Raw genomic sequence first — 11,835 nt, 5'->3', positions numbered from 1 at the left:
GCGACCCGGAGTCGAACCGAGATCGACGGATTTGCAATCCGCAGCATAGCCATTCTGCCATCGCGCCAAATTTTATTCCCAAAACACTTAAAAGTATTTTGGAGCGACATATCGGCTTCGAACCGATGACCTATACCTTGGCAAGGTATCGCTCTACCAACTGAGCTAATGTCGCCTTTCTTGCTATTCTAACCTAAGCGGTTATGACTCTTAACTTTAAACTTTAACTTTTAAAGCTATATGAACATAACTTGTTTTGTTCACTTCGTCTTGAGTACGGGATGGCATTCTACCGATTTATGACAGAGAGTCAATCGCCAATTTGATGATAATTAACTGACTGAACACAAAATCAACGAACGGATGATTTTCCCTTCAACTTGAATGAAAAAAGCCCACAAATGTGGGCTTTTTATACTCGCGCATTTTACTCAAAAGCTATTCTTCTGCAGTTAAATCACTCCAGGCCGCGCGAATATAACTTATCATTGACCAGAAAGTCAGTATGCTAGCAATATAAAACAAGGTAAATGCTGTATAGATAATAAAATCATTAGGTTGCCAAATAAGTCCTATGATGGCTATCATTTGTGCAGCGGTTTTATATTTACCAATCCAAGAAACCGCCACTTTACCTCGTTTACCTATTTCAGCCATCCATTCTCGCAAGGCAGAGATCACGATTTCACGGCCAATCATAAACAAAGCGGGGATCGTCAACCAAATACTATTATATTGCCCCACAAGCAATACCAAGGCTGTGATCACCATAATTTTATCTGCAACTGGGTCTAAAAAAGCACCAAACCGTGTCGATTGTTTTAATTTTCTAGCGGCATAACCATCCAGTGCATCCGTTATCGCCGCTAACCAAAAGACAAAAGCCGCAGCGAAAGATGCCCACGTCTCAGGAATATAAAAAAGCACAACAAAAACAGGTAAAAGTAATAACCTGAACAAGGTTAACGCTATGGGTACATTAAAGGGCATTGATAAAACCTATTATCTAAAAAGCAGCGTCAATCTTGCCTTAATTTCAAGACACCCGCAATGCATACTCGAGGGAATATTAACGCTTTGCCTCATTTCTAACCATGTTTCACTACTCAGCGAAACGCTATCTCATATCATTTTACTTTTAATATTCAGGTCATCATAACGCCAATCTTGTACTTCACTCTTTTAATGAGTCATGAATAAGCTGAGCCATATCGGTACTGATCCCCGGCACCTTTGCTAATTCTAGCACGCTAGCACCTTTTACCCCTTGAAGCCCACCTAAATATTGCAATAACATTTTGCGCCGTTTAGGCCCAACACCTGCAATCGATTCTAATGTCGATGTATTACGTGTTTTTTGGCGTTTATTGCGATGTCCTGTGATGGCAAAACGGTGTGATTCATCTCTAATATGCTGGATCAGATGTAAAGCACCTGAATCATGCGCCAAATTAAAGGTGGTCTCGGTAGTACCATAAATTAATGTTTCAAGCCCCGGCTTTCGCCCTTCACCTTTCGCAACCCCTATCAGCATAGGTGGATTCTGTAGATGTGTGCACTTTTCATCGACAACTTGTTGAGCAATACGAAGCTGCCCTATCCCTCCATCAATAAACAAAATCGTCGGCACTTTGCCACTAGGCTTTATCTTATCAAATCGTCGGCTGATGGCTTGTTTCATTGCCGCGTAATCATCACCCGGTGTAATATCCGTGATATTATAGCGTCTGTAATCGGCTTTTAGTGGCCCTTCACGATTAAAGACTACACAAGAGGCGACAGTGCTTTCTCCCATCGTATGGCTAATATCAAAACACTCCATACGTTGAATAGGTTGCGTGTTTTCTAAGACGGCTTCTAATAACGCAAAACGTTGCTCAATGGTGTTTTTATGTGACAAACGCGTATTCACGGCATGCATCGCGTTTGTATGGGCTAACTTAAGAAAACGCGCACGTTCACCCCGCACATTGGTTTTAATAGACACTTTTTTATCCAGCGCAGTTTGAATTGCCTGTTCAAATAATGTCGCTTCTTTAAAATCACTGTTTAAAATAATGTCTCTAGGAACACTGCGTTGACTGTCAGTATTAAGATAAAACTGCAAAATAAACCCATGCAGTACTTCTGTTAAATCCGTTTTTGCTGGCACACTGGGATAATAACTTCGGCTACCAAAAATTTTCCCATCACGAATAAATAACAAGTGAAAACACGCCACACCAGAAGCATAATGTGCACCGATAACATCCATATCTCCCGATGCAGTAGACACTTCTTGTTGCTCAGTCACTTTTCGCAATGCGGTAATTTGATCCCGTAAGCGGGCGGCCATTTCATATTCTAGGTTGGCAGCCGCTAAATTCATTTTATCCACTAAAGCCGACATCACTTGTTTATCTTTCCCTTTCAAAAACAAACTGGCTAACGTCACTTGTTCTTGATAATCACTTTCACTGATTTTATCAACACAAGGCGCACTACAACGACCAATTTGATATTGTAAACAAGGACGTGAACGGGACTTATAATACAGATCATCGCATTGCCTGATCGGAAAAAGGGTTTGCATTAAATGCAAGCTTTCTCTCACTGCTCCACCATTGGGATAAGGACCAAAATATCGCCCTTTCTCGCGCTTAACACCTCTATGATAAGCCAATCTAGGATGCTTATGCTGACTCAAAAGAATATAAGGATAGGATTTATCATCTCTAAGTAATACATTGTATTTTGGCATGTATTGCTTAATATAGTCATTTTCTAGGATCAATGCATCTGTTTCACTATGTGTCACTGTCACATCTATGTGTTTAATATGCCCCACCAAGACTTGCGTTTTAACATTGGGAATATTTTTACGAAAATAAGAAGACAAACGTTTTTTTAAATCTTTCGCTTTTCCAACATAAATAACCGTCTGATTTTCATCATACATACGATAAACACCGGGGGCGGAACTCACCGTTTTTAAAAAATCTGTTGAATTAAATTCACCCATAATGACTCTCAATGACAACAGTAAAGCAATTCCTACACTTGTTTAAAATAAAAAGCGCTTATGTAATAAGCGCTTTTTATACTCACAAAACCGGCTAAAACTGCCCAGTATCAAGCATTTTATAACGAATAGCCAAGCGTGTAAGCTCAACATCACCACTTATGCCTAATTTAGCAAATAAACGATAGCGATAGCTGTTGACGGTTTTAGGGCTTAAATTCAACTGCTCAGAAATATCACTCACCTTCTCACCATTAGTGATCATAATCATGATCTGTAATTCACGTTCAGATAATGATTGAAATGGATTATCTTCAGTTGGATTAAATTGGCTTAATGCCATTTGCTGAGCAATCTCAGGGGAGAGATAACGCTGCCCATGGGCAACCTGCCTAATGGCTTGTAATACTTCCGGTGGCGTTGCACCTTTCGTTAAATAACCCGATGCACCAGCCTGCATCACTTTTGTTGGAAATGGTTCTTCGGTGTGGATCGTTAACACAATAATTTTAGCGTGCGCCTGATAACGCAATATTTTACGTGTCGCTTCTAAACCACCGATCCCAGGCATATTCATGTCCATCAAAATCACATCGGCTTCATTGTGACGACTCCATTGCACCGCCGTTTCGCCATCACAAGCTTCACCAACGACCCTAATACCACGTTCATCTTCCAAAATACGTCTGATACCCGTTCTAACCAGTTCATGATCATCGACTAAATATACAGAAATCAAATTATCTCTTCCTTCCGACATAAACGTGTTGAGGCCAATGCCCCAAAAAAGTTATCATTAATTTATCCCATCTATTATGAATTAGAAAGCAGAAATTACCAATTGCTAACCATATGAAATGCAATAAAAGTCCTATCCCCCCCTGTCAGCAGAGTATTTATGCAAAAATGACTAATCATGTTCTAAATATCGTCAATATTGAGCCCCGCTTTTCTTAAGAAAAAATCACTCATTAGATAACACAAACATCAGCCATACAGCTGCTAAGAATAAAAGGCGACCCAAATAACGATAAGTGAAGTCACACTTTTTGATATCTGCTATGGATACACAATAATTTAAATCCCCCCAATTAACCCTATCTTAATAACTCATACTGACCCCACAACATAATAACAAAAAGTCAACAAATTAATTTAATGTTAATTCAAAAGACAGCATTTAAATACATGCTGAATATCAGTCATATAATTTAGCTTAATTGTTATTGTAAAAAGAAATTAATAAGAATTAAATTATAAATTAAATATCAACCACATATATTTTATCAGGCATGAGGTATGCATAATAAACTTTAATGTATTTTTATAACGTACATTTTAATTGATAAATAATGCAGTTAAAAATAATTCAATTTTCATGCAAAAAATAATGACTATTAAAAAAATACATCAACAAGAAAAGAGTTTGATTTATGATAAAAGTGATGAATAAGAAAAAAGTATTAAGCATAATAATCAGTGCACTGAGTATCAATGCTCATGCCGATACAAGCACATTAAATAAATCTGTTTTAAATATCACCAGTAGCAATAGCTACGTCACTGAAAGCTTACAAAACCATTACGGAAACTTATTAAAAAGTACAGCTGAAAACCAAAATGATAGTAAGGATATTGACACTCAAATAGAAAAAGCAGATATTGTTTATGCCGACTTATCTGGTAATAATAGCGAAAACGACACCATCAACGCTTACTTAAAAGAGGCCAAAAAACAACATAAACCTATCGTACTGGAAAATATGCAAGGCAAACACAGCACACTTTTTCCATTAAGTTTTAACTCTCCTGTTGTTGTCATTACTCACGAAAAAAATGGCATAGATCAAATCAACACCTTTAATGTCAAAACATCCGATGTGGCTTTAACAAACGATAGTAATGACGATACGAGTGAGGATAACACAACGGCAAATAAATTAACGACGTCAGCAACGGACAATACCACCCATGTCTCACTCAGTGGCTTAACGGATGAAGAAAGAACCGCACTACTCAGTGACGTAACAGATCATTTAGATGCAAATTTTACTGCCTCATCTGATACAAGTGACACCTCTAATTCAACCTCACTGTTATCCAGCAGCAGTAACCTACTGACTAGTAGTAGCGAATCTGGAGGAGAGTTAGGTTACAGCTGCCCATCCGACTCTAGCGATGAACAATTATGTTATTCAGCCATGATCACCCCCGTTGTGACCTCAGTCGATGACGACGATACTCACCTGAAATACACATTAGATACTGGCTACTCATTTGGCGCCTATCGAACCTCTCAGGGTACTAGCATATTTGTCAGCCCTTGGGGCAGTGCTAACCCTGACATGTATTACAATGAGAATAAAAAAAAGGGCTATTTTTTACAATATGTGAAGCCGACCATTAGCGTGTCTTCAGATACCAATGCAGGGCTTGGTCTTTATAAACGTACTCCTGAAAATGCCAACAATACCAGTACACTGAGTAGCACATCTGGCATGAGCTATACTATTAAAACGGATTCAAAAGATGCGTATCTCGGTGGAGATATTTCCTATTCAAGCTCTAAATCTGTTTCCACTGATATCTCAGATTGGAAGTCGGTGACCACCACAGATGGTTATGATGCCGAGTGGAGTTTTGATCAATCTAAATACTCAAGCACCAGCAAATGGCTTAAAAGCTCAAGTTCAGGCAAACTGCACTCTGTCCCTGACATTTCTCGTTATGGCTTACAATATAGCGCCGAAGGGGTATGGTTCGGTGCCTTAGATGATGTCAGTGGCGACTTTGACTTTACCTTATCTTTAGATTTTGAATTCAAAGAAATTTATTCAAAAAAGAAAGAACGCGTACCTGGCTGGTCAGAAACCAGTTATTATAAGGCGAAATCAAAAACAGCCAGCGATCAAGTGGCCTTTGACACTGTCTCTTTTGATACCGATTGGCTAAAGTCATCGTAATTGAGAAGATGCTCTTACTCCGCGATCAATAAGAAACATAAAAACGCCTGTCATCATCGACAGGCTTTTTTGTTTATCTATAGTCAAAAGATAAGAATTTGGAACCTACATAAGTGTGCTACAAACCCATGCCATCTTCATCTCATTCATTTTAACTCTTCTCTAAATGTAAAAAGGCACAGAGATAGGGATTTAAACCCTACATGAACATGCTACAAACCCATGCTATCTTCATCTTATTCATTTTAACTCTTGTCTAAATGTAAAAAGGCCCATCGTTTCTGATGGGCCTTTTTACTCAATATGGCACAGAGATAGGAAGTTGGACCCTATATAAGTACGCTACAAACTCATTGTTAAAATACAGACACAAAAAACGCCATTGATTTCTCAATGGCGTTTCTCTAGATATGGCACAGAGATAGGGATTTAAACCCTACATGAACATGCTACAAACCCATGCTATCTTCATCTTATTCATTTTAACTCTTGTCTAAATGTAAAAAGGCCCATCGTTTCTGATGGGCCTTTTTACTCAATATGGCGGAGAGATAGGGATTTGAACCCTAGATGGGCTACAAACCCATGCCGGTTTTCAAGACCGGTGCATTCGACCACTCTGCCATCTCTCCAAGCGGGACGAATAGTACCTTCGCACTAGCTTGCTGTAAACAAAAAAATGTCATATTGAAAATCGTTTGGTTGTTTTACAATCGAATAGTATTAACTGCCCAATAAATTCGGCGTAATGTTCAAAAATTAAATCCAATTAACACGCTAAATGAGGAAATAATAACAATGGAAAAAAGAAACATGCTTTTCGCCCAGATTTGAATATTTGAAGTGTAAAACCCCTTTAAGGATAAATATAACCAATACAAACACAATAACATCATAACGATCCAGTAAAACAAACCGGTATAACCTTGAAAAAACAATAATGAACAAAACACAGTAAAAACAATAACATAAGTAGCACAATGTCTTTTTACTTTTTTATCATTATGTAAAACAGAAAATAATGGAATATTGGCTTTGATATAATCTTCACTTCTGACTAAGCCAATGGCATAAGAATGTGGAATTTGCCATGCAATACTAATGAATATTAATAAAATCAATCCTGAATCAATATGATTACTGCCAGCACTATAGCCAACTGCCATTGGCATAGCCCCTGAGATACTGCCAATAATGGTGCCATAAACCGATTGCCTTTTAGCCCACAAGCTATAAATAACAACATAGAAAAACCAACCGATAACACCAAACAAAAAACTCAATAAGTTAATGCTAAGCAAGCATAAAAATCCTACGCCTGCTAGAAAAACTCCAAAACGTAACGCCACTCGCTCTGATATTAACCCTTTCACTAAAGCGCGATCAGCCGTTCTTGTCATCAGAGCATCAATATCCGTATCTATGATATTGTTAAACACACACCCCGATGCAATCACAAAGCTTATTCCTACAAGCAATAAAATAAAAATGCCCATATTGAATGTTGCATGTTGGGCTAAAAAAAAACTCCCAATAACCGTCATTAAGTTGCCTAAAATAATTCCAGGCTTTGTTATTGATATCAATAACTTCAGTTTCATAACATCATGTTGACTCGAAGATGATACATGATCCAAAGAGAGCCTCCAATGAGAATAATCACCACTAACATAGTGAAAATAAATGACAGAAAGTTCCAACCTTTTTCAGAGCGGGTATTTAAATGTAAGAAGAAAACCAACTGAACAAATAATTGCGCTAATGCCAGTAATATAATGGAAAGGGTTTTTACTCCAGCCGAAATATCGGTATAAACAACAATATAATAGGGAATAATGGTCAAAAGAATGGATAAAATAAATCCCGTAATATAGGAAGCATAAGTGCCATGATCAGCTCCACTGCTAGTCACCTTTAATTGATTCATGTTGCTATTGCTCCCATCAAATAAACCACAGTAAACACACATATCCAAATAATATCGAGAAAGTGCCAAAATAAACCTAAGCAAGTCAATCGTGTTTTGACTTGCTTGGTCAAGTTAACATGCCAAACACTCCACATGAGCACCAACATCCAAATCAATCCCAATGTCACGTGAAACCCATGCGTCGCCACTAAGCCAAAAAAGCTTGAAATAGAGGCACTTCTATCCCAGCCATTCCCCTCTGTGATGAGCTCATGAAACTCATAAAGTTCCATTGAAATAAAGCCCAGCCCCAACAAAAAAGTGATCACCAAACATTGGATAACTTGCGTCGACTTATTTCTATGCATTGCCAGCATCGCCAAACCATAAGTAAAGCTACTGGTTAATAGTAGAAAAGTTTCCACCAATACAAATGGCATTGAGAAGAGTTCATGGGGCGTCGGTCCACCAAAAAAATTAGGCATCAATACAGCATGAGTCGCGAACAAGGTCGCAAATAAAATGCAATCACTCATGATGTAAATCCAAAAACCAAAAACGGTTATCGAATGTTCGTCCAGCTCTTCAACATGAGGCTCCATTACAGTACTAGACATTGTGACTCCTTAACTTTTCAATGGCTTCGACCTCAGCCGCAGGAATATAGTAATCCACATCTTTTTCAAAACACCGGTGAATAAAGGCCACAAAAATACCCAATATTCCAACACAGGCCAGCCACCAAATATGCCAAATCATCGCAAAACCAAAAACAAGCGCAAAAGCAGACATAATGAATCCAGCTCCCGTATTGCGTGGCATATGAATATCCACATAAGGCCGTGTCTCTTTAGGCCTAACAGGGTTTTCTTGCTTTTCTTTCCAAAAAGCATCGATATCATCGACCACAGGGGTAAAAGGAAAGTTATACAATGCTGGAGGAGAACTGGTTGACCACTCTAATGTTCTTGCATTCCAAGGATCGCCTGTTTCATCACGATTTAAATTGCGATCGCGAATGCTCACATATAATTGAATTGCTTGGCAAATAATCCCAAATAAAATCGATACCGCCCCAACCATCGCCACCATAAGTAAAGGCTGCCATCCCGTATCAACATCATAATGATTAAGGCGTCTTGTCATGCCCATAAAACCAAGCGCATACAAAGGAATAAAAGCTAAATAGAAGCCTATCACCCAGAACCAGAAACTCAGCTTACCCCATTTCTTCTCTTCCAATTTAAAACCAAACGCTTTAGGAAACCAATAACAGTAACCGGCAAACATGCCAAACACCACACCACCAATAATGACATTATGAAAATGTGCAATAAGAAACAAACTGTTATGTAATAGAAAATCAGCACCAGGCACTGACAATAGTACGCCAGTCATTCCCCCTATGGTGAATGTTGATAAAAACGCTAAGGTCCACATGATAGGCAAATTCATTTGTAATCGCCCACGGTAGATAGTAAATAGCCAATTAAATATTTTAACCCCAGTGGGGATGGCGATGATCATAGTGGCAATGCCAAAAAAGGCATTCACATTGGCCCCCGATCCCATGGTAAAGAAATGATGTAACCAAACACTAAAAGAAAGGATAGTGATCACCGCAGTGGCATACACCATAGCGGTATAGCCAAAGAGTTTCTTATGGGTGAAAGTCGGCACGACTTCAGAAAAAACCCCAAAAGCAGGCAAAATAAGAATATAAACTTCTGGATGGCCCCAAATCCAAATCAAGTTAACATACATCATTTGATCGCCACCAGCCGTCGCGGTAAAAAAATGAAAACCTAAGTACCTGTCTAAGGTTAATAAAGCTAACGTCACAGTTAATACAGGAAAGGCGGCAATAATCAAAATATTAGTGCATAATGCAGTCCAAGTAAAAATAGGCATTCGCATCAAAGTCATGCCTGGACAACGCATTTTCATAATAGTGACAAAGAAATTAATGCCTGTCATCAGGGTGCCTATACCCGCAATTTGCAGACTCCAAATATAATAATCCACCCCCACGCCGGGACTATTAGCAATGCCTGATAATGGCGGATACGCCAACCAACCCGTTCGCGCAAAATCGCCTATTCCTAAAGACATATTGACTAGCACCATGCCTACAAAAAACAGCCAGAAACTTAAGGAATTCATGAAAGGAAATGCCACATCGCGGGCGCCAATTTGCTGGGGCACCACTATATTAATAAACCCTATCACCAAAGGCATTGCCACAAAGAAAATCATGATCACGCCATGAGCAGTAAAGATTTGATCGTAATGCTCCGGAGGTAAATAGCCTGGTGCACTCGCGGCTAACGCTAATTGCGAACGCATCATAATCGCATCGCTAAAGCCTCTTAACATCATGACAAATCCCACAAGGATATACATGATGCCTATTTTTTTATGATCGATAGTCGTGAACCATTCACTCCAAAGGTAACGCCACTTACCGTATCGCGTCACGATTAATGCCAATACTATGATCACAGCAGCCATAAATGAAACGGCGCCCATCACAATGCCGTTATCCCAGGGGACAGAGTCCCAAGTTAATTTCCCTAGCATAGTTAGTCCTGCCTTAAAATAAATTTGCGATCCGCATCTTGTTTACCTGGCAAAATGTATTTTTCAATTACGGCTTCAAATAATCGCGGCTCAACATATGAAAAGTACTGTATAGGATGATTTTCACTCTTATTACTTAATTTATTGTATTGCGCTTTATTCAGCTTCAGCTGGGATTGTTTAACGCTATTCACCCAATCTTTAAAGCCTTTTTCAGAGGTTGAAGTGGTGGTAAATCTCATATCTGAGAAGCCTTCACCACTAATATTGGCTGACATACCTCTAAATGTGCCTAGTTCATTGGCAATTAAATGTAATTGTGTTTTCATGCCAGACATGGCATAAATTTGTCCTCCTAATTTTGGAATGAAAAAAGAATTCATTGGCGCATCAGAGGTGAGCTTAAAAGCAATGGGCACATCAATGGGGATCTCGATATGATTAATAGTGGCAATGCCAAATTTAGGATAGATAAACAACCACTTCCAATTAAGCGCAATCACTTCAATAACGATGGGCTCAGCATCGCTGTCTAACGGCTTATAAGGGTCAAGTTCATGAGTCGTTCGCCATGTAATAATGGCTAAGACCAAAATAATAAGAAAAGGGATCCCCCAAACAAAGGCCTCTATTTTGGTTGAATGGGCCCAATCTGGTGCATAGGTTGACTTTTCATTATGCTCCCGATATTTCCATGCAAATACAAAGGTCATGACAATCACAGGGATCACCACAATGAGCATCAACAAGGTCGCAGTAATAATTAATTCCGCCTCATCTTTCCCCACCTGCCCCTTAGAATCAAGTACACCTAGACTGCAACCCGTTAGCAAAAGCAATGAAATAATCCAAATCAAATCTTTCTTTGTCATCTTCATCATGGCAACTCTTTACAAATGAATGGGAGTTGACATTTCAAAGCATAGCCACTTGATGAGTCGCTATAGAAATGTGAGTAATATTAGTATTGTTTAAAATTTGATATTTAGCAGTGTCTTTTGCATAAAGTCAGTCAAAATGACAACACAATAAGAAAAAACGGCAAATATAAGCACACTGAGATTGACTCAAGGTTAAATGTCCAAAACAGAAAGTTCATAAAAAAACCATTAAGATTTAATTATTTAATAATTCAATATCAAAAAACATACAAGATCATCAATGATAGAATAAGCGATACGATTACACCCATTCTTTTAGTGAACAGTTGAGTGAGAAGTTGAGTAAACAGTCAAGTCTTAAATGAAAAGATAAAAGGAAAATGTGAGGCAATATCGTTATGCCATAACGATATTGCTCAATAACCTAGGGCCTAATACTGGTCAGTTAAGAGCTAATATAATTTTAGGGAGTAAGTTCTTGGCCTATGTTTGACCTCCCTT

At 38.6% G+C, this 11,835-nt stretch carries 9 protein-coding genes and 2 tRNA genes; 1 reads left to right on the top strand and 10 read right to left on the bottom strand.

Annotated elements, in window-relative coordinates:
- Window positions 1–99: 99 nt before the first annotated feature.
- The 4 genes from Q0791_RS22805 to uvrY form a co-directional block, all read right to left on the bottom strand.
- Window positions 100–175, bottom strand: a tRNA-Gly gene (locus tag Q0791_RS22805).
- 263 nt (window positions 176–438) lie between these two features.
- Entirely contained in the window at window positions 439–990 is a 552-nt protein-coding gene (gene pgsA, locus Q0791_RS22800) for a CDP-diacylglycerol--glycerol-3-phosphate 3-phosphatidyltransferase (protein ID WP_299011483.1), read from the bottom strand.
- Window positions 991–1,174: 184 nt separating this feature from the next.
- Entirely contained in the window at window positions 1,175–3,004 is a 1,830-nt protein-coding gene (gene uvrC, locus Q0791_RS22795; protein ID WP_299011486.1) for an excinuclease ABC subunit UvrC, read from the bottom strand.
- A gap of 91 nt (window positions 3,005–3,095) precedes the next feature.
- Window positions 3,096–3,740, bottom strand: a complete 645-nt coding sequence (gene uvrY / locus Q0791_RS22790) for a UvrY/SirA/GacA family response regulator transcription factor (protein ID WP_299011481.1) — start codon at window positions 3,738–3,740, stop codon at window positions 3,096–3,098.
- Between the two features lie 694 nt (window positions 3,741–4,434).
- On the opposite strand from uvrY, the gene Q0791_RS22785 reads away from it, so the two are divergent.
- Window positions 4,435–5,964 (top strand): hypothetical protein, encoded by a 1,530-nt coding sequence (locus Q0791_RS22785; protein WP_299011479.1) that lies wholly within the window; start codon window positions 4,435–4,437, stop codon window positions 5,962–5,964.
- Between the two features lie 541 nt (window positions 5,965–6,505).
- On the opposite strand, the gene Q0791_RS22780 is transcribed toward Q0791_RS22785, so the two are convergent.
- From Q0791_RS22780 to cyoA, 6 genes are all read right to left on the bottom strand, one after another.
- Window positions 6,506–6,596, bottom strand: a tRNA-Ser gene (locus Q0791_RS22780).
- Between the two features lie 120 nt (window positions 6,597–6,716).
- Window positions 6,717–7,565: a heme o synthase gene (gene cyoE, locus Q0791_RS22775; protein ID WP_299011485.1), complete on the bottom strand. Its 849-nt coding sequence runs from the start codon at window positions 7,563–7,565 to the stop codon at window positions 6,717–6,719.
- The gene (gene cyoD, locus Q0791_RS22770) at window positions 7,562–7,891 is read right to left on the bottom strand and encodes a cytochrome o ubiquinol oxidase subunit IV (protein WP_299011477.1); all 330 of its coding nucleotides are present in this window, start codon (window positions 7,889–7,891) and stop codon (window positions 7,562–7,564) included. The genes cyoE and cyoD overlap by 4 nt, the downstream gene beginning before the upstream one ends.
- Window positions 7,888–8,490 (bottom strand): cytochrome o ubiquinol oxidase subunit III, encoded by a 603-nt coding sequence (cyoC, locus tag Q0791_RS22765; RefSeq protein WP_299011476.1) that lies wholly within the window; start codon window positions 8,488–8,490, stop codon window positions 7,888–7,890. The genes cyoD and cyoC overlap by 4 nt, the downstream gene beginning before the upstream one ends.
- Window positions 8,483–10,453 carry a cytochrome o ubiquinol oxidase subunit I gene (gene cyoB, locus Q0791_RS22760; RefSeq protein ID WP_299011474.1) on the bottom strand — a complete coding sequence of 657 codons (1,971 nt, stop codon included), beginning with the start codon at window positions 10,451–10,453 and terminating at the stop codon, window positions 8,483–8,485. Before cyoB ends, cyoC begins: the two co-directional genes overlap by 8 nt.
- A gap of 2 nt (window positions 10,454–10,455) precedes the next feature.
- A complete protein-coding gene (gene cyoA, locus Q0791_RS22755; protein ID WP_299011472.1) occupies window positions 10,456–11,334 on the bottom strand; it encodes a ubiquinol oxidase subunit II in 879 nt (292 codons plus the stop codon).
- Window positions 11,335–11,835 lie beyond the last annotated feature (501 nt).

Source organism: uncultured Shewanella sp., assembly GCF_947495455.1.
Lineage (GTDB): Bacteria > Pseudomonadota > Gammaproteobacteria > Enterobacterales > Shewanellaceae > Shewanella.
The sequence above is the reverse complement of the archived record's forward strand: the minus strand, read 5'-3'. Positions and strand labels throughout refer to the sequence as shown.